The sequence below is a fragment of the Armatimonadota bacterium genome (assembly GCA_013314775.1).
GTDB lineage: Bacteria > Armatimonadota > Zipacnadia > Zipacnadales > JABUFB01 > JABUFB01.
This window is the reverse complement of the sequence record JABUFB010000009.1, coordinates 291,924-310,112: the sequence shown is the minus strand read 5'-3', so window position 1 is coordinate 310,112 and position 18,189 is coordinate 291,924. Positions and strand designations below refer to the sequence as shown.

Below are 18,189 nucleotides of genomic sequence, written 5' to 3'. Positions count from 1 at the left end.
GCAACCTCCCGCGCGGAGGGTCTCGCGGGGCCAACGACGAATTGCCCTCTGCACCCAATCATGTCGCGCCAGGAGCTTGGATCATGCCCGCCGGAAACCGCAGTGTGCTCGTTGTTCTCGACAGTCGCCGCAGGGCCCAGCGCGCCTTGTCAGACACCACCGTCTTCGCTGCGCTCGACCATTTCGGTGTTCCATGGGAGGTGCTCGAATGCGGCGACTACATGCCCCAGCCGCCCCACCACGTTACCCCGCGCGGCCTGTATGTTCTCGCCCATGATGGTGCGGGGGCGGGCCTGACCGATGTCGTTGCGACTGAGATCGCCGAAGCCGTTGCGGCCGGTGCTGGGCTCCTGTCAATGGACCGCGAAGTGAACGCATGGCCCTGTGCTCTGCGCGCGCTGGCCCCGAGCGAGTTGCGTTGCGCTGAAACCCCGGTTCTGCGTTTCCCATCTGCGCCGAACTTCATCACCTTCGGGCATGAGCAGGACGAGGAACTCGAGCTTGATGCGCCGTTGGCCGTCACCGCTTTCCCCGCCGCCGATGGCTGGGAAACGCTCCTTGCCACCAGCGCAGGCGATCCCGCTCTCGTGTGCAGGCAAGTGGGACAGGGCCGTGTGGTCATCTTCGGCACCGGCGAACGACTCTACGGCGAAGACGTTTTCGGCCATGTTCAGGGCGCCGACGGGCTTCTCTGGCGCTCACTGGTCTGGGCTGCAAGGAAGCCCTTTGCCATGCGTTGCATCCCGCCCTTCGTTACGGCCCGCATGGACGACTGCAACGGCACCTACGGCGCTTTCGCTTACGTGGATGTGATGAACCGGTTCGGCATCAAGCCCAATCTCGGCCTGTTCATCGACGAGATGGGGCCGTCGGACTGGGCTGCCGCAAAGCGCCTGTTCGATGCCGGCGGCGCGGACTTCTCCATGCATGCCTTCCGCGACGACTTCTACAAGGCCCGCGCGAACTACAAACCCTTCGCCGTATCGCCGGATAAGCCCGACCTGTCCAATGGAGGCAAGGTGACGGTCTTCGAGGGCCTGTCGCTGGACCACAACACCGGGCGCGACCTGGATTCGGCCACAATCCGCCGCAATTTCCAGCGCATGGATGAGGCTTTCGCAAGGGCCGGCATCCGGCACAGCCGCGTGATCAATGCCCATTTCGGGGAGATCGCCTGGCGCGCCGTACCCCTGTTCCTGGAGCGCGGAGCGGACATGCCCTGCAACAATAGCGTGGTCGGGCAGCTCTACGGCAACCAGCCTGCTTGGCGACCGGGACCCTACGGGAGCCGGGGCAGGTCCGGCCGATTCGGCCTCGTCATCCAACGTTGCCCGTACGGAAGCGGACTCACTTTCATCAATATGTCCGTGTCACACGCCAGCAAGACCCACATGACCGGCGATATCCTCAGCGGCCGCGTGCCGTTTCTGGGAGAATCCGAGACGCCGAAAGTCGCTGAAGCTGCGGCTCAGGGCGTGCGCAATATCAAGCTCGGACTGGATGCCCTGGCCTTCGGCGTCCTGATGACCCATGAGGAGCGCATCGACGCCATCAGCCCGGAAGACTGGGAGACTGTGGTCACCTCCATTGTCCGCGGTCTGAACGGCTGGGATGTGGAGTTCGCGGGTCGCGAGCACGTTGGGGTCATCACCAAGCGCCTGTACGACTCCCGCCTTGTGCGCGCCGATTACGCGGACGGAGGCTTGCAGTGCGAGCTTGCCGGCGTCACCGATGGTCCGTCCCCGCTGACGATCTGGGACAACGATGGCGACGGCTGCGTTCGGCGTGTCGTGGACATTGACAGGCTGGACGGATTTGCCGAAGTGCGCGTCTGATCAGCGAAATGGCAGGGGAGGAAGGCAGACGCGGGCGGAACGCCCGCGCCAGACGGAAGCACGAGGGTCTCTGTCCGCAAGATGACCAATCAATCCTTGGAGGAACCACCATGTCGGGCTTCAATGGTCTTGGGATGAACCTGGGGAACTTGTCGCGCCTGTCGTCTGCGAAGACCCGCTCCATTTCCGCCGAAAACTTCACCGGCGAGAAGGGCAAGGCGGGAATGGCCACCGAGGGCACCGGTGCCCATTGCGCCCGGGATCTCGGCCAGGGCTGGAAGATCTCGCCCTCGGTGCGCATTGAAGCCGGGGCGACATTCACCCTGTGCGACATCCACGGTTCGGGCGCGATCCAGCACGTGTGGATGACTCCCACCGGCCACTGGCGCTTCGCGATCCTGCGCATTTACTGGGACGACCAGGATACCCCGGCGGTGGAGTGTCCCGTCGGTGACTTCTTCGCCTGCGGATGGGGCAAGTACGCGCCTGTCTCGTCGCTGCCGGTGTGCGTGAACCCTGGGAGCGCCTTCAACTGTTACTGGGAGATGCCTTTCCGCAAACGCTGCCGGATGACCGTCACCAACATCGCTTCCGAAGCCATGACGCTGTATTACCAGATCGACTACACACTGACTGAAGTGCCCGAGGACTGCGCGTACTTCCACGCCCAGTTCCGCCGCACCAACCCGCTGCCGTACAAGGATGTCTACACGATCCTCGACGGTGTGCGCGGGCGCGGGCAGTACGTGGGCACCTATATGGCCTGGGGAGTCAATAACACGGGCTGGTGGGGCGAGGGCGAGATCAAGTTCTTCATGGATGGCGACGGGGAGTTCCCCACCATCTGCGGCACGGGTACCGAGGACTACTTCTGCGGCTCCTACAACTTCGAGAATCGCGACACTCATCAGTACCAGGAATTCACCACGCCGTATGCGGGGCTGTGCCAGGTGATCCGCCCTGACGGCGTCTACTCCTCACAGACCCGTTTCGGCATGTACCGCTGGCACATCATGGACCCAATTCGGTTCGAAGAGGACCTGCGGGTGACTATCCAGGCTCTGGGATGGCGCAGTGACCACCGCTACCTGCCCCTGCAGGATGACATCGCCTCGGTGGCCTATTGGTACCAGACGCTGCCCACGGCGCCCTTCCCTCAGTTGCCGGACAAGGACTACCTTGAGGTGATTTGACCGCCAGGGGGCGCTTGCCACCGCCACGGGCAGGGGTTACAATCCAGCGTCGCTCCGCGCAATGCCCATCTCTCTCGCTGGAGGCAGCACTATGAGCACAAGCGACCTCGCGCTTCTCGGCGGCACTCCTCTGGGCGCGCCCCCGGCTGACCCGCACCCGCGGTTCTCCCAGCACACGCTGGACCGAGTGGCTGAGATGCTCTCCAAGCCCCGCACAGTGGGCCTGAACAAGACCATCCCCGAGATCGCCGAAGCCGAGCAGGCTATCGCCGACTGGCAAGGCGTTCCGCACTGCATGGTCACCAGCTCCGGCCACTCGGCTCTGCACAGCGCCGTGATCGGCCTGGAGATCTCCTGGGGCGACGAGGTCATCACCACGCCCTTCACCTGGGGCGCGTCGATCGCCTGCATCCTGCATAACAACGCGGTGCCGGTCTTTGTGGATGTCTGCCCGGAGACTGGTCTCATCGACCCGGCGAAGATCGAGGCTGCGATCACCCCCCGCACCAAGGCTATCCTCGCAGTGCACATCTTCGGCCAGGCGGCGAACATGACTGCGATCCGGGAGATCGCCGACCGCCACGGACTGGTGGTGATTGAAGACGGCAGCCAGGCCCACGGCTCCATCCACGCGGGGCGCAAGGTGGGCACCTTCGGCCACGCCGCGGGCTTCTCTTGCATGGGCGGGAAGCTCCTTGCCGGCGCTGAGGGCGGCTACATGGTGACGCCGGACCCGGATGTGTACTGGAAAGCGGCGCTCTGCGGTCAGCACATGGGCCGCTCGCCCGAGCCGGACTTCCCACGAGAACGATTCGGTAAGTATGTCGATTCCCTGGTCTACACGTACCGACTTTCGCCGATGATCGCGGTGATCCTCACCGAACAACTCAAGAAGCTGGATGAGGAGAACGAAGGGCGGCGCCGGAACGTTGCCTGGTTCCGGGAAAAGATGGCCGGCCTGCGCGTGGTCAGCTTCCCTGAATACGCGCCCGGCGACGAGCCGGTCTACCACATGCTCACCATGAACTACGACCAGGAATATGCGGGCGTGCGCAAGGGTACCTTCTTTGCAGCCATGGCAGCCGAGGGCGTTGGCTGCTACCAGTACGTGCCATCGCCGATTACCACTTGGCCGCGGCTGCACTGGCAGACATACGACGGCCCGAAAGTCATGTGGACCGAGCCGCTGCGCCAGAATGGCATTGACTACCGTGACGTGGCGGTTCCCAACTGCGAGACCAAGATCGCGCGTTCCGTGGAGATGGGCTGGAACTACGTGACACCGGATGAGGGGAATATGCAGCGACTGGCTGATGTCTTCGCAAAGGTCGAGGCTAATCTGCCGGCGCTGAGGGACTGGGAAGCACAGCAGGATTCCGCAACGAGTTAAATCCAGGCGGAGGCAGAGTGTGCCGGGAGAGCCCTACGTTACCCTTGATGGCTCGGTGATCCGCGAACTGGTGCGCCCTGAGACTGAGGGCAGCCGGAACCTGAGCTTGGCCGAGGCCGTTCTAAATCCGGGGCAGCGAACCCATTCGCACGTACACCGCGAGAGCGAAGAGGTCTACTACGTCCTCGCGGGGGAGGGCGTGCTGAACCTGGGTGCGCTGCAGCTTGATTTGCGGCCGGGGGACGCCGTCCTGATCCCGCCGGGCTGCGAACACAGTGTTCTATGCGTGGGGCCGGAGCCGCTCCGGATCCTGTGTCTGTGCGCACCGCCCTACCAGCATGAAGACACAGAGATCACGGGCGAAGTCACGGTTTGATCCGCCACGCCGACGTCGGCGCGTCCGCTGCAACGGGCACGCGCATCTTGTGTCGAATAGCCGGACAAAAGTACCGGGTTTCCCCGGCATCATTTCCCTATTCGCCAGCCTTCGAGCTGTCTGGACCAGGGGTCTTTCGATGTGGTGCTGCATGACGCAATGGTCTGGAATCGTCTCAAGCTTCACATGTTTCTTCGTTCCCCTTCTGCGCCGGGCCGCCTCCGCGGTCCTCATGCTCATCCTGGCGCTTACGCCCCTGGGCATGGCATCGTGTGGCGATGATATAGATCGGGGAAGGGTCGTGGCCACAGTCAACGGCCAGGACATTACCTACGGTGAGCTTCTGCGGGAACTCGAAGAGCGCCAGGGGCCGGTGGTGCTGATGGACCTGGTGGATGAGGCCATCATTCGACAGGAAGCGGCAAAGCGCGGCATCAAGCTCACGGAGGAAGATCGGCGGCTGGCCGTTGAGCGAGCAGCTGCCCGGGTGGGATCGATGGCCGACCTCAAGACCCGCCTGGACGAGACCGGCATCCCGATGGATGCCTACGCGCACAGCGTCGAGACAGACGTACTCCTGGACCGCATCGCCCGTGAGGAAGTCAAGGTCACGGACAACGAAATCAGTCAATACTACTACGAGAACGTCTCGGAGTTCGAGCGCGGACCCCGGGTGCACGCACGGATGATGCTGTTCACCGACCGCGGCAGCGCTGAGGCTGTCGCTGAGGTGCTGAAAGACCCTGAAGCCGATTTCGCGGGTCTGGCGAAGAGCCTGTCAGAGGATGCCGCAACCGCCGCTGAGGGCGGTGACATGGGGTACTTCGAAAAGGACGACTACGCGGAAGCCATTACCGACGTGGCCTTCAAGCTCACGCCAAACGCAATCAGCGACATCATCCAGGTGCCTGATGGTTGGGTGATCCTGCAGGTGCTGGATCGCAAGCCCGCCGGGCCTCTGACCCTTGAGGAGGTCAGGGACCAGATTCGCCAGCGTCTGATCCACGAGAAGACCCAGCTGATGCGGGGGCAGTGGCTGCTCGAAGCCCGCAAGGCGGCAAAGGTGCGCATTGGCGACAAGAGGTTGCGTGAGGAATTCGAGAAGCGGATCGAGGTCCTCAAGCCGCCACCCATGCCCGGTCAGCTCTGATTCGGCCGTTCCCGGTGAACAAAAGGGCCTGCTCCCAGTGGGAGCAGGCCCTTTGGCTTACGCAGACGCTTGTCGGCGCGGTGCTTCAGAGGCTCTGGTAGATCGGGAAGGCTTCGCAGAGCTCCTCAACTTCCTTGCGCACCTGCGCGAGTACGGTCTCGTTGGGCGAGCCATCGGAGTTGCGGCCTTCATGGATGACACGTGCGATCCAGTCGCCGATGAGCTTCATCTCCGGCTCCTTCATCTGGCGCGTAGTGATCGCGGGCGTTCCAGGGCGAATGCCCGATGTTTCCTGCGCCCCAAGGGGGTCGTTGGGCACCAGGTTCTTGTTGAGCACGATGCCGGCGGTCTCAAGCAAATCCGCGGCGATCTTGCCGCTGATGTTCTTGTTGGTGAGCCGTACCAGCAGCAGATGATTGTCGGTGCCGCCGGTCACCAGGTCGAAATCATGCTCCTGCAGCGTGCGCGCGAGAGCCTGCGCATTGCGGATGATCTGACGCTGGTACTCGCGGAACCCGAACTCCTGGGCCTCTCGGAAAGCGACAGCCTTTGCCGCGATGATGTGCATGAGCGGGCCGGCCTGCACGCCGGGGAAGACCGCGCGGTCCAGAGCTTTCGCCCACTTCTCCTTGCACAGCGCCAGGGCGCCGCGGGGCCCCCGCAGGGTCTTGTGGGTAGTGGAGGTCACCACGTCGCAATACGGCACCGGATCCGGGTGGCACTCAGCCGCGACGAGGCCGCAGATATGGGCGATGTCTGCCATCAGGAATGCGCCCACCTCGTCCGCGATCTCCTTGAACCGTCGGAAGTCGATGATCCGCGGGTAGGCGCTTGCCCCGGCGATGATCAGCTTCGGGCGAACCTCACGGGCCACCTCGGCAATGGCGTCATAGTTGAGCTGGTCGGTGTCGGGATCGAGACCGTAGAAGTGGCAATCGTAGTTCTGTCCGCTGAAGTTCACCTTGTCGCCGTGGGTCAGGTGTCCGCCCTGCGGGACGCTCATTGCAAGTATCCGGTCGCCCTTTTCCAGGAGCGCCCAGTAGGCCGCCATATTCGCCGCGGTGCCGGTGTGGGGCTGGACATTGGCATGCTCGGCCCGGAAGATGGCCTTGGCGCGATCGATCGCGAGCTGCTCGATCTTGTCGTAATTCTCGCAGCCATTATAGTAGCGCTTGAAGGGGTACCCCTCGGCGTATTTGTTGGTGAGGACCGAGCCGCACGCGGCCATGACTGCGCGGCTGGCGTAGTTCTCCGACGGGATCATCATCAGTGTGCGCTGCTGGCGCTCAAGCTCGGCCTGCATGATGCGGGCGAGTTCGTAATCAGCCTCGAGAATACTGCGCTCCATCATGGTGCGGACTTCCTCCGAAAGCAGGTTGAGCCACGGACGTGGCGGGTACGGCCTGGCGTTTTCAGTGCCCCGGTTCCCGTGGCGTGGCCTGCGGATAGTGTTACGGGGCCACCGAACCGGGGCGCGTACCGCAACCGCCTCTTGCCCACTTGCAGCGGCCGAGGTGGGGCATTTCGCGGATCACGCTCCCCGTCAAAGAATTGGCGGGACCGGCCTGGTTCACCGGTCCGGGATGCTGTCTTGGATCAGGGGGTTCTTCTACTCATTCTCGTCGGGTGGGTCCTCTTCGGCCTCGGCCAGTGACCGCCGCAGCTCGGCAATCTCGTCCGGCGCCATGTTCCACAAAGGCCCGGATGACTTACCGGGTCCGGGTTTCTCGCGATCGTCCGTGGGCACGACCCCTTGCTCACGCTGCAGCCCCAGTATCGCTCGAGAGATTCGCTGTCTCTGCTCGAACGAAAGTGCGCGGAGCCTGCGGATCAGCTCCCTCTCAAATGCCGTGAGTTCGAGGTCATCGGCCACGGGATCCCGCTCCGAGCTGAGCCAAACTGGGTGCCCGCATCAATGCCAGAAGTGACGCATCCCCGACAGAACCATCACGACGCCCGCTTCGTCAGCCGCGCGGATGACTTCATCATCCTTCACCGAACCGCCCGGCTGGATGATTGCCACCGCGCCCGTTGTCGCCGCGGATACCAGTCCGTCTGCCGCGGGGAACATGGCGTCCGAAGCCAGGCACGAGCCCTGGGCGCGCTTGCCCGCTTTGCGCGCGGCGATGAGAGATGAGTCGATCCGGCTCATTTGACCGGCCCCGCATCCCACCAGCCGCTTCCCCTGGACTAGCACGATGGCGTTGCTCTTCACATGCTTGGCCACCTTGTCCGCGAACAACAGGCTTTCGAGTTGCTCCAGGGTAGGCTGCAGCTTCGTGACCACCTTCACGTCTGCGCGCGACACCGTGAGGCTGTCAGGCTCCTGCACCACGGCACCACCGGGTATCTTCTTCACGTCGTAGTCTGCGAACCTCCCCGGAGGCGCAAAATCCTTCATCCGCATGACCCGCACGTTCTTCTTCTGCTTCAGGATCTCCAGGGCCTCGTCGGTGTAGTCCGGCGCGATGACGCACTCGGGGAAGGCGCTGATGATGAAGCTTTCGGTGTCACCGCTCTCCTCTCGGAACCGCGGCTCAATCACCTCGCGCAGAAAGTCATTGTTGCCGATCATTGCCGCAACTTCCGCATCCACCAGCCTGTTGAACCCGAAGATGCCTCCGAAAGCGGAGATCGGGTCGCCGGACCATGCATCCTGGAAGGCCTGGGCAATGGTGTCAGCACTGGCGAGACCGCAGGGGTTCAGGTGCTTGATCACGCAGGCGGTGGGTTCCTCGAATTCCCGCACGCACTCGAGAGCAGCGGTGAGGTCCAGGTAGTTGTTGAAGGAGAGTTCCTTCTCGCCCAGGAGCTTCTCGGCCCGGGCGATGCCAGGCTCTGCGGCCCCGATCTGCGCGTATGCCGCACCGGCCTGGTGAGGGTTCTCGCCATAGCGCAGATCCCCGCCCTGTTTCACATACCACGGGGCGAAGTACTTCGGCAGCTTCTGGTCCGCCTCTTTGGTCTGTTCGCACAGGTACTTCACAATTGCGGCGTCGTATTGTCCGGTGTGCGCGAAGGCCTCCAGGGCCAGCTTCTGGCGGGTCGCGAAGCTCAGGCAACCGTCATTGGCGCGCATCTCGGCGAGGATCTGATCATAGAACTCCACCTTGCAGACCACGGCGACGTACTTGTGGTTCTTGGCAGAGGCACGGAGCATGGCGGGCCCGCCGATGTCGATGTTCTCCACCGCCTCATCCAGCGTGACGCCCTCCCTGGCCACCGTATCCTGGAAGGGATACAGGTTGACCACGACCATGTCGATCATCTGGATGCCCAGTTCGTCGGCCTCGCGCATGTGCTCGGCGTTATCGCGCACGGCAAGCAGACCACCATGCACCCGGGGGTGCAGAGTGACCACGCGGTGGTTCATGATCTCGGGGAAGCCCGTGTAGTCCTCGACCGCCTTGACTGGAATCCCGGCCTCTTCGAGCTTCCGTCGGGTTCCGCCGGTCGACAAAATCTCCACGCCCAGGTCCACGAGGGCGGTGGCAAACTCAACAACACCCGTCTTGTCGCTTACGCTGATGAGAGCACGCTGAATCTTGCGCATACGTACGGCTCCCCTGGCAGGAAAAAATGGCCGACACCTCGAGGACGGGTCGGCTCTCCACAACGATTCGATTATAGACCTGTGCCGAGAGGTTGTCAAAACAGCGGCGAGGCCTTTGCCGGGCTGCCGAGCCGTGGTATATTGGCCCCATGTCCAAAGACCAGACTGACAAAAGCATTCATCGCGCGGACTACTCTGTGTACCTTGTCACGGACAGGGCCCTCCTTGCGGGCCGCAGACTTGCTGACGTTGTCGCGGCAGCCGTTGCCGGCGGCGTGACGGTGGTGCAGATCCGCGAAAAGGACCTCTGCGCCCGGGATTTCGTGGCTGAGGCTCTGGAGTGCCTGGCAGTCACGCGCCCGGCAGGAGTTCCGTTGCTTATCAACGACCGTGTGGACGTCGCTCTTGCAGTGGGTGCGGACGGGGTGCACGTTGGGCAGGACGATATCCCCGCCGCAATGGTCCGACGGATTATCGGCCCGGACAGGATACTCGGCGTGACGGCCCATGACCGCGCCGAACTTGAGCAGGCCGTGGCTGACGGCGCCGATTACGTGGGCTCCAATGCGGTCTTCGGCACCCCGACGAAAAGCGACATACGGCCGCCGATAGGCCCGGAGGGGTTGCGCGAACGCTACGCGGATTCCCCCATCCCGGTGGTGGCAATCGGCGGCATCGACCATGGAAACGCGGCTGATGTGATCCGGGCCGGCGCTGACGGTGTGGCGGTAGTCCGGGCAATCATGGCCGCTCACGACCCCGAGCAGGCTGCCCGCAAACTCGCGGAGATCGTTCGGGCAAGCCTCGCCGAAACAAGCAGGGAGTAAGCGATATGTCTTCGGACAGCATTCAGATGCGGTTGGGGGACATCCTGCGCAGGCTTCGTGAACACAAACCGCTTGTCCACCAGATCACAAACTTTGTGGTGATGAATGATACCGCTAACGTGACCCTCCAGGTAGGTGCGTTGCCGGTCATGGCCCACGCGCCCGAAGAGGTGGAGGAGATGGTGGGCCTTGCCGGTGCGCTGGTGCTCAATACGGGCACCCTGGAGCGCCCGTGGATCGACGCGATGATCAGTGCGGGCAAACATGCCAGACTGCGGGGCATCCCCGTGGTGCTCGACCCCGTGGGTGCAGGCGCAACCAGCTATCGCACCGACACGGACCTGCTCATTATTCGCGAGGTGGGCCCCGACATCGTGCGTGGCAATCCGGGCGAAATCGCGGCCCTCATCGGTGCGGGTGGGGAAGTGCGCGGAGTGGAGAGCGTCGGCACCCTGGACGATCCGTTGGCTGTGGCGAAACTCGCGGCCAACGCCTGGGGCGCAACGGTGGCCATGACCGGCGCCCGGGACCTGATCACCGACGGCAAAGGCGCCCTGGGTGTAGACAACGGAGACCGCTGGCTGACCACCCTCACCGGCACCGGCTGCAGTTCAACCGCCATGGTCGCGGCCTACGCGGCGGTTGAGAGCAACCACGTCCTGGCTGCGGCAGGGGCTCTGGCGCATCTGGGCTATGCGGCGGAAATCGCGGCGAAAGACGCCAAAGGCCCCGGGTCTTTCAAAGCGGCCCTGTATGACGCTATCTACAACATGACTCCGGAAATGCTGTCCGAAAACGCGCGTGTGGTGGAACTGGGGTAGGGGAGACCAGGCGGGACGAAGATCGTTCATTGGCGAGGGCGTGTGAGAATCGAACTCACCCAGGACATCTCTCAATGCCCCGCAACGGGTTTGAAGCCCGCGAGCACCACCAGGCACCATCCGCCCCCAACCTTTGCGGCACCTGTATCATACAACACTCTGGGGCTCAGCGGAAGACGATTTGGCGCGGCCCGCAGTCACCGACCGGGTCGGCCGGCCTACGCATAGGGGTTCAGCGGAAGACGACTCGTCCCGCTTCTCCCGGACGCATGGTCCCGATGATCGCCGCGGGCAGTCCTTCCGCCTGCATCTGTTGGACCGCGCCCGGTGCCGCGTCGGGAGGCAGGCTGATCAGCAGCCCGCCCGATGTCTGCGGGTCGCACAGCACCGCGATCTGCTCGTCACTCGCCGGGCCGAAATCCACCCACTGGCCGTAGTACTCCCGGTTTCGCTGGCCGCCGCCGGTCACGATCCACTGCCCTGCGTACTCCAGCGCATCGGCGAACATGGGCACGGCGCCCAGCTCCACGTGCATCTCCAATCCGCTGCCTTCTGCCATCTCGTGCCCGTGGCCCACGAGGCCGAAACCGGTGACATCCGTGGCCGCATGGGCTCCGCAGTCCACCATGATTTCGGCGGCTCGCCGGTTGAGCGTGGTCATCGAGGCGGCGGCACGCTCAACCGCCTCCTGTGTCGCGGCGTCGAACATCATCGCGGACATGATGATACCCGTGCCCAGTGCTTTGGTGAGGATCACCACATCGCCTTCGCGCGCTGCGCTGTTTGTGATGACCCGGTCCGGATGGACCATGCCCAGAACGCACATGCCGTAGAAAGGCTCGGGGCTGTCAATAGTGTGTCCGCCTGCCACCGCGATGCCCGCTTCCGCAGCAATGGCACGGCCGCCCTGGAGCACCTCGTTCATGAGTTCCAGCGGCATGCTGCACGCCGGGAAGCCGCACACATTGATGGCGAGGAAGGGTTTCCCGCCCATGGCGTAGACGTCGCTGAGGCTGTTGGCGGCGGCGATCCTGCCGAAAGTGTGCGGGTCGTCGTGGACCGGTGTGAAGTAATCCACGGTGACGATGACCGCCTGACTCGGGGCAATACGATACACTGCCGCATCGTCGCTGGTACCCAGGCCGACAATGAGGTTGGGGTCAACAAAGGGCTCTAACCCTCGCAGGACCTGCGAGAGCGCCTCTGGCTCAAGTTTCGCCGCTCACCCAGCCGCGGAGGCCATTTTGGTGAGGCGGACACGCTCGTGGTCTGCCATTGAGCAGCCCAGACTCCCCGTCTGCTTCGGAGATTGCGGCCCGCAGGCCAGCACTGTGCAGTCCGAGTATAGGTGGCGCTCCTGAGACTGTCAACGTGGCGCTTTGGGGGCCGCCGCCGGGTCGTCCGTGTAGACTCTTGGAACAGATGACGGCACCGCCGTCCTGCGCACCGGAAGCACGACCTCGCTCTCGACACCCACTTCCGGCAGGTCCGTCAAGTCCACGCAGCACTGGTCCATAGAGATGCGCCCTACCAGCGCCGCGCTCTTGTCCCCGATGCCGACCCGCGGCAGCAGGGACTCGCGCCCTGACTTTGCCGCAAGCCTGCGCAGAAATGCCTTGGCGCAGGCCCGAGGCGTCTCTGCCACGGATTCGGGGGTCATGCCAAGGCCGTGGGTGAGGCCCACGGGCACTGTCCCCAGCCGCATTTCGCGAGGGGCTACGAAATCTCCGCCGTAGCCGATCTTCGCGCCTTTGCGAACGGTGTGGACCGACACGATCCGGCTGCGCAGCTCGAAAGTATCACGCAGGTCAAGGTCGCGCTTCGCTGGCGGGATGTGCCCCGGATGCTGTCCGTAAAGCAGCGTCCCGATGCGCGCCATGTGGAAATGGTGCTCTGGGTGCTCCAGGAAAACGGAACTCGCGGCCACATGAAAGATGGGCCGTTCGCCTGTGATCTCGCGCCAGGAATCCGCCAGCGCAGAGGCGTACAGCTTCAGGCTTGCCCCCTCGCACATCCACTCCACCTCGTCCACGCTCACACCGGAACCAGGTGGGCCGAAATGGCTGTAAAGGCCTTCGATGCGCAGGGATGGCCACGGCTCGGTTGCCGCCAGGATTTCCAGGACCGGCTCAGAGGGCCCCATGCGCGACAGGCCCATGTCCTCGTACAGGTGGCCGCGCGCGGTCTTGCCCTGCCGGTCGGCTTCGCGCATGAGCGCCATCGCGCCCGCAGTTGATGTGACGGTGGCAGTGAGGTCGTGCTCAACCAGCGCCGCAAGTTCGTCCCGCGCTGGCGGCAGGAAAACGAGAATCGGCAGGACGATGCCTGCCTCCCGCAATGCCACTCCCTCGTCCACGCTGCTTACAGCGAGCCACTGGGCGCCCGAATCCGCACAGCACCGGGCGACCTCCGATGTACCGTGGCCGTAGGCGTTGGCCTTCACCACCGCACAGAGCATCGCGCCGGGCGAAAGTCTTGCGCGGACCTGCTGCAAATTGTGGCGGATGGCCGCAAGATCCACGGCAACGTAGGTCACAGGCGCATGACGCAAGGGTTTCGTCCTTCCTCGTCGAGACTGCCGGAGGGCCGGGCGCTCAGGAGAGTGTCCGCGGCCAGCATGATCAGGGCGAGCGCGAGCAGCGGGAAAGCGAGGTTCACCCGGCGCGATGCCCTCCCGGAAAGGTAGTTGCCAAGTTCCTCCAGCCGGATCACCCGAGCTTCGGGAGCCTTCAGCCGGCGCCGCAGTTCGGTCACAGAAATGCGAGACAGGTCGGATTCCAGCGGATGCACGTTGGCTGCAAACTTCTGGCGCACCCGGCGACTGCCTTCGTTCCAGGCGGCCTCATACACCCCCGGAATCGACGGCGTGTACTGCCACCCGCCACGCTGGGGTCTCTGGGTCACGACCTGACCATCAGGCGCGGTGACGGCACATTCGCCACTGGAGCCGATGGGCACAGCGATCCGCAATGCCTGGCCGGCCCAGCCGTCAGGCCAGTTCCGGATCACCGGTCCGGCAAGATGATAACACAGGTGATGAATGAAAGGCACGAATGCCGGCTGGAAAGGCGCGTCGTTCCAGGAATCGTCAACACTTGTGTTCAGCAGGATGCAACGGCGCCCTGGGTCCGCCGACCCGATAATCGCCGGGCTGCCGTCCGAGAACCACGCCAGAACCCGCGCCTGCGCGTCCACGGTCAGCTCCCGGCGCCGGCTGAAGCTGAATGCCGCCAGATTGCCGGCCCTCGGGTTCGCGAAGGGCTGCAGTGGCCCGGGGTGGGTCTCGACATCTGCCAGCGTCCACGGCTCGTTCCTCGGCGCCGCGACGGTTCGACCAACGCTGACTCCCGCTCCCATCATTCGGCTAAGCATCCCTGCCGAGACGTTACCGGTCGTGCCCGCAAAAAGCAGAACACCTTTCCCGCGACGCAGCAGATCTTCGAGCAACCCGGCGCGCCAATCGTCGGGCACATCCGCGGCGATGTATGCGTCTGCCGTCGGCAGTTCGCCGGCAATTTGCCCCCACCGCAGGGACCGGACCCGAATGTGGGTCTCCGCCTCCCCCCCGGGATTGAGTGCCGTCGCAGCCAGCGAGGCATCGGATTCACCGGCGATGATGGCGACCTCCAGCAGCTCCCGAACGGGTTCGACCAGGCGGAAGGTGTTGTCAGCATCCATGCAGTCGCCGTCGAGTTCCAGCTCCCAGACTGCGGGTCCGCCAGCCTGCGGCGTGGCGCGAAGACTGACCTTCGCTCGGCCCTGCCGGAAAATCGCCGTCTGCCCAGGCACTGTGTTCCCGGCTATGGATGCGGTTACCCGCCCGGGTTCATCCAGCTCTCCCTTGCCAGACTCCCCCATTTCCGCACGCAGTTCCAGCGGCCGGCCCCTCAGGGGACAAGGGGTTACGGTGCGCACCGTTCGGAAGTACCGGTTGGCGGCCCGCGGATGCCCCACGTCCACGATCACGGGGGGCTGGGGCAATGCTTCGGGTAGCGCGCGGCCGAAGGACGTCGCCTGCAGGTCAGTGATGATGAAGACCTGCGCATCCGGGCCCCAGATGCGGTCGGAGCCTGATCGGAGGAGGGACCACATCACGTCGGCCCGCACCGGCCGCTCCCGGACGCGCGGGAGTCCCTCGGGTTGGATCGCTTCGAGCTCCGCACCGAGCACCAGCAATTCGGCTTGCTGTCCGTCCGGCAGGCTGTGCAAGATCATCTCTGCTGCTCGGATGCCCCGCGAGAGCGCCGTCTCGTCACCCACCTTGCACCCCATGCTGGCTGAGACATCCAGCAGCAGCGTCGGGCTCGCCGCGGACTCAGGGAAGCTGTGGTGTGCCCGCGTCTCAACCGTGGGCCCCGCCAGCGCCAGGGCGACCAGCCAGATCAGGAGCATGCGCAGGAGGAGAAGAAGCAGGTCGCGGATGCGCGAGAAGCTGCGCTGCCGGCGTTCCCCCGCTTTCAGTAGACGCAGTGAGGGGAAAGGGACCCGCCGGGGTCTCTGCCGGCCCCAGAGATGGATGAGCAGCGGCACACCTGCCGCCAGAAGCCCCCACAGCGCCGCCGGGTGCAGGAAGGTCATGTCCCCCCGGCCGCCTTCGACTTCCGCGATTCATGAGACATGGCGCATCTCACGGCGCAGTCGCTTCCAGGGCATCAATGGCCTTCTGGACTTCCGACAGCGCCAGCAACTCAGCGCCGAGCGCCCGGTATACATGCCCGGCGATGGCTTCGCGCCGGCCGGTGTCGTTGATCATCTCCGCACACGACCGGTCATCCTTCGCTCCGTTGGTCAGCCACGAAGCTTCCCAACGCTTGCGCCAGGCCTCGAATGCCTCTTCGTAGCGGTCCGCCGCCGCCAGAATGTGAGGCTCGGCTTTCGGCCCCAGCAGAGACGCGTTGCGACGCAGGTAAACAGCCGTGCACAGGCGGTTCTCGGTCTGCTCGCCGAGGGGGAAGCACAGCCAGGAATCCTGGGGCGACCAGGTGGTCGTGGGGTCCAGCAGGTCAATGGCAAGCTTCTGCATGGCTGCAATGCCCGCGGGGGCGCCGTCGCTTTCCGCCTCGTACGCCCGGATCAGCAGGTTCGCCAGGGTCCCCGCCAAGAGCGCTCTGGGCTCCGGGCCAGGCTCGTCGTCCTCGATGATTCCCAGCCCATGCAGTTCCTTCAGGAAGATCTCATTGAACTTCGACCGGCGAATCGCGCCGAATCCAGGGCCATTCGTGTTGAAGTAGACCGCCGGGTCCTCCAATGTTTCGTCGTACCCGTAGAGCACACCGCCGTCGATGTAGTCGGTAAGGACCGGGATTCCCGCGCCGATATTGGTGACGATGAACTCCCAGGCCGCGCGGGCCGCGAGCAGCCGATCTTCCTCATCGCTCACCTCGGGCCACGAGAAGAGCGTCAGGCGCTTGCCGTAGTTTTCGATGCCGCGGTTGAAGCATCTACCCGCCGGAAGCTTGTCCAGCGACAGGTACGCCAGCCATACCTTGTCATGGTCGTAATGGAACTCCGCCGACCAGCCGCTCACCGCACAGAATTCGGCATAGTTGGTCTTTACGCCATTGTAGACAAGCACTTGTGAGATCATCCAGGGGAGACTCGCGCGGTACTCGATGGCCTCTACACCCGCACTGACGTCAATGGCGGTGAGGGCCTCGATCATCTTCTTGCGCGGCCGGTCAGTCTGGGCGAGCGCGCTGGCGCCGATGAGCAGAATTAGCGCGCACAAGACAAGGCGCCGGCAACGGTTCACGATGGGAACACCTCCGGACTGGTCCTCCAGGTGAGGTTGTCCAGAGTGTATTCTGCCCGTGCCCGCGAGATTCCTGCGAACTCTGGCAGAGGCAACCGGTCTGTCGATGAAACTCCGCGACCATCGGCGTTGTGGGATGCGCGCGGGCCTCGGGTATGGCCTGCGTCTGGTGCCCGGGGTGTTGGCGCCGTGCCGCGGGCTGTCAGGCTCCGGATTTAGCCCTCCTTATTATAGCCCCCGGCGGAAGCCGGGGAATTCCGGCACCAGGAGTCGGCCAAGAATCCCTGAGGGGCGGCCGGACGCGGTGCGCGGGTAACGGCCCGTCGCCCGCTTCGGGGCTGTGGGGCAAGGGCTCAGGGCGAATGGCGTGCCCAACGCGAACAGGGCCTCTGCCTGCACACATCTCCCAGAACCGATACCCCCCCGGATGAGCATGGTTGACAGCAACTGCATAGGACCTTATTATTCCAATGCCGAAGGAATGCCACCTTATGACCAGGAGGAGCGATCGCATGCGGAAGGGTTTCACGCTGATTGAGTTGCTCGTCGTGATTGCAATCATTGCAATCCTGGCCGCCATTCTCTTCCCCGTTTTCGCCAGAGCCCGTGAGAAGGCCCGTCAGGCTTCGTGCCAGAGCAATATGAAGCAGATGGGCATCGCTTTCGCCATGTACATGTCCGACTACGACAATGTGACGCCCATGTGCCGGTACACTGGCCCCCCGGGAGTTCCATTGCAGGACCCGAACAACACCGCTGCCGTGACCGTGTGGTACTCCTTCGCTGAAGTGGCCATGCCCTACATCAAGAACTGGCAGGTGTTCTGGTGCCCCAGTCAGGCCGTGACGATCCGTTACGCAGGCACGGCTCCGGGGAATATCCGGGTCTACAGCTACGGTCGCCAGCTTGGGTACTTCAACAACAGCGCCGGCCACAACATGCAGCCCTGGAGCATTCCGGAGGCCAACATACCGCTGCCGGCCGAGACCGTGAACATGCAGGAATCCGACAGCTGCAACCGCCCCGGACCGCGGTATATCTCGTGGCCTGGCCCCACGGCGGCCGTTCCCTGGGCGAACGACGGTTTCGCGCCCAGCCTGCGCCACAACGACGGCTCCAACTTCCTGTTCTATGACGGGCACGTGAAGTGGTCCAAGCCGGACGGCATGCCCGCCCGGAACTGGTCTATTGAGAACGACTAGACTAGACGAGAGCAGGGTCGCGAGACAGCGACTGGACGGCATCATTCAAACTGCGCTCAGGGCCATCGTCACAAGGTGGACCTGAGCGCA

Annotated in this window: 15 protein-coding genes and 1 tRNA gene; 8 read left to right on the top strand and 8 right to left on the bottom strand. The window is 64.0% G+C overall.

The window, feature by feature from the left end; all coding sequences use genetic code 11:
• The first annotated feature begins 83 nt into the window (after nucleotides 1–83).
• The 5 genes from HPY44_12620 (at nucleotide 84) to HPY44_12600 (ending at nucleotide 5,944) form a co-directional block, all read left to right on the top strand.
• Complete coding sequence (locus HPY44_12620; GenBank protein NSW56847.1) at nucleotides 84–1,835, top strand: hypothetical protein; 1,752 nt, start codon at nucleotides 84–86, stop codon at nucleotides 1,833–1,835.
• A 110-nt stretch (nucleotides 1,836–1,945) separates the two neighbouring features.
• Nucleotides 1,946–3,028 carry a DUF2961 domain-containing protein gene (locus HPY44_12615; GenBank protein ID NSW56846.1) on the top strand — a complete coding sequence of 361 codons (1,083 nt, stop codon included), beginning with the start codon at nucleotides 1,946–1,948 and terminating at the stop codon, nucleotides 3,026–3,028.
• 91 nt (nucleotides 3,029–3,119) lie between these two features.
• Nucleotides 3,120–4,418, top strand: a complete 1,299-nt coding sequence (locus HPY44_12610; protein ID NSW56845.1) for a DegT/DnrJ/EryC1/StrS family aminotransferase — start codon at nucleotides 3,120–3,122, stop codon at nucleotides 4,416–4,418.
• Nucleotides 4,419–4,437: 19 nt separating this feature from the next.
• Nucleotides 4,438–4,794: a cupin domain-containing protein gene (locus HPY44_12605; GenBank protein ID NSW56844.1), complete on the top strand. Its 357-nt coding sequence runs from the start codon at nucleotides 4,438–4,440 to the stop codon at nucleotides 4,792–4,794.
• A 151-nt stretch (nucleotides 4,795–4,945) separates the two neighbouring features.
• Entirely contained in the window at nucleotides 4,946–5,944 is a 999-nt protein-coding gene (locus HPY44_12600) for a peptidyl-prolyl cis-trans isomerase (GenBank protein NSW56843.1), read from the top strand.
• An 85-nt stretch (nucleotides 5,945–6,029) separates the two neighbouring features.
• Here HPY44_12600 and HPY44_12595 read toward each other — a convergent pair whose 3' ends face one another.
• From HPY44_12595 to purH, 3 genes are all read right to left on the bottom strand, one after another.
• Complete coding sequence (locus HPY44_12595; GenBank protein ID NSW56842.1) at nucleotides 6,030–7,292, bottom strand: serine hydroxymethyltransferase; 1,263 nt, start codon at nucleotides 7,290–7,292, stop codon at nucleotides 6,030–6,032.
• Between the two features lie 261 nt (nucleotides 7,293–7,553).
• Entirely contained in the window at nucleotides 7,554–7,817 is a 264-nt protein-coding gene (locus HPY44_12590; protein ID NSW56841.1) for a hypothetical protein, read from the bottom strand.
• Nucleotides 7,818–7,856: 39 nt separating this feature from the next.
• Nucleotides 7,857–9,497 carry a bifunctional phosphoribosylaminoimidazolecarboxamide formyltransferase/IMP cyclohydrolase gene (purH, locus tag HPY44_12585; protein NSW56840.1) on the bottom strand — a complete coding sequence of 547 codons (1,641 nt, stop codon included), beginning with the start codon at nucleotides 9,495–9,497 and terminating at the stop codon, nucleotides 7,857–7,859.
• 149 nt (nucleotides 9,498–9,646) lie between these two features.
• Between purH and thiE the strand changes: the two genes are divergently transcribed.
• Entirely contained in the window at nucleotides 9,647–10,324 is a 678-nt protein-coding gene (gene thiE, locus HPY44_12580) for a thiamine phosphate synthase (GenBank protein ID NSW56839.1), read from the top strand.
• Between the two features lie 5 nt (nucleotides 10,325–10,329).
• Nucleotides 10,330–11,145, top strand: coding sequence for a hydroxyethylthiazole kinase (thiM, locus tag HPY44_12575; protein NSW56838.1), 816 nt, complete (start codon nucleotides 10,330–10,332; stop codon nucleotides 11,143–11,145).
• 30 nt (nucleotides 11,146–11,175) lie between these two features.
• On the opposite strand, the gene HPY44_12570 is transcribed toward thiM, so the two are convergent.
• The 5 genes from HPY44_12570 to HPY44_12550 form a co-directional block, all read right to left on the bottom strand.
• Nucleotides 11,176–11,273 (bottom strand) — tRNA-Sec (locus tag HPY44_12570).
• 104 nt (nucleotides 11,274–11,377) lie between these two features.
• Nucleotides 11,378–12,331, bottom strand: coding sequence for a selenide, water dikinase SelD (gene selD / locus HPY44_12565; protein NSW56837.1), 954 nt, complete (start codon nucleotides 12,329–12,331; stop codon nucleotides 11,378–11,380).
• A gap of 180 nt (nucleotides 12,332–12,511) precedes the next feature.
• Entirely contained in the window at nucleotides 12,512–13,696 is a 1,185-nt protein-coding gene (gene alr, locus HPY44_12560; GenBank protein NSW56836.1) for an alanine racemase, read from the bottom strand.
• On the bottom strand, nucleotides 13,678–15,723 hold the full coding sequence (locus HPY44_12555) for a BatA domain-containing protein (GenBank protein ID NSW56835.1): 2,046 nt from the start codon (nucleotides 15,721–15,723) through the stop codon (nucleotides 13,678–13,680). Before HPY44_12555 ends, alr begins: the two co-directional genes overlap by 19 nt.
• A 49-nt stretch (nucleotides 15,724–15,772) precedes the next feature.
• The gene (locus tag HPY44_12550; GenBank protein NSW56834.1) at nucleotides 15,773–16,897 is read right to left on the bottom strand and encodes a hypothetical protein; all 1,125 of its coding nucleotides are present in this window, start codon (nucleotides 16,895–16,897) and stop codon (nucleotides 15,773–15,775) included.
• Nucleotides 16,898–17,409: 512 nt separating this feature from the next.
• Between HPY44_12550 and HPY44_12545 the strand changes: the two genes are divergently transcribed.
• Nucleotides 17,410–18,099 carry a DUF1559 domain-containing protein gene (locus tag HPY44_12545; GenBank protein NSW56833.1) on the top strand — a complete coding sequence of 230 codons (690 nt, stop codon included), beginning with the start codon at nucleotides 17,410–17,412 and terminating at the stop codon, nucleotides 18,097–18,099.
• Nucleotides 18,100–18,189: the final 90 nt, after the last annotated feature.

What these genes read in the sequence shown, in the direction of transcription:
- HPY44_12620 (NSW56847.1), top strand. Translation starts at nt 84, where the DNA reads ATGCCCGCCGGAAACCGCAGTGTGCTCGTTGTTCTCGACAGTCGCCGC.
- HPY44_12615 (NSW56846.1), top strand. Translation starts at nt 1,946, where the DNA reads ATGTCGGGCTTCAATGGTCTTGGGATGAACCTGGGGAACTTGTCGCGC.
- HPY44_12610 (NSW56845.1), top strand. Translation starts at nt 3,120, where the DNA reads ATGAGCACAAGCGACCTCGCGCTTCTCGGCGGCACTCCTCTGGGCGCG.
- HPY44_12600 (NSW56843.1), top strand. Translation starts at nt 4,946, where the DNA reads ATGACGCAATGGTCTGGAATCGTCTCAAGCTTCACATGTTTCTTCGTT.
- HPY44_12595 (NSW56842.1), bottom strand. Translation starts at nt 7,292, where the DNA reads ATGGAGCGCAGTATTCTCGAGGCTGATTACGAACTCGCCCGCATCATG.
- purH (NSW56840.1), bottom strand. Translation starts at nt 9,497, where the DNA reads ATGCGCAAGATTCAGCGTGCTCTCATCAGCGTAAGCGACAAGACGGGT.
- thiE (NSW56839.1), top strand. Translation starts at nt 9,647, where the DNA reads ATGTCCAAAGACCAGACTGACAAAAGCATTCATCGCGCGGACTACTCT.
- thiM (NSW56838.1), top strand. Translation starts at nt 10,330, where the DNA reads ATGTCTTCGGACAGCATTCAGATGCGGTTGGGGGACATCCTGCGCAGG.
- HPY44_12555 (NSW56835.1), bottom strand. Translation starts at nt 15,723, where the DNA reads ATGACCTTCCTGCACCCGGCGGCGCTGTGGGGGCTTCTGGCGGCAGGT.
- HPY44_12545 (NSW56833.1), top strand. Translation starts at nt 17,410, where the DNA reads ATGCGGAAGGGTTTCACGCTGATTGAGTTGCTCGTCGTGATTGCAATC.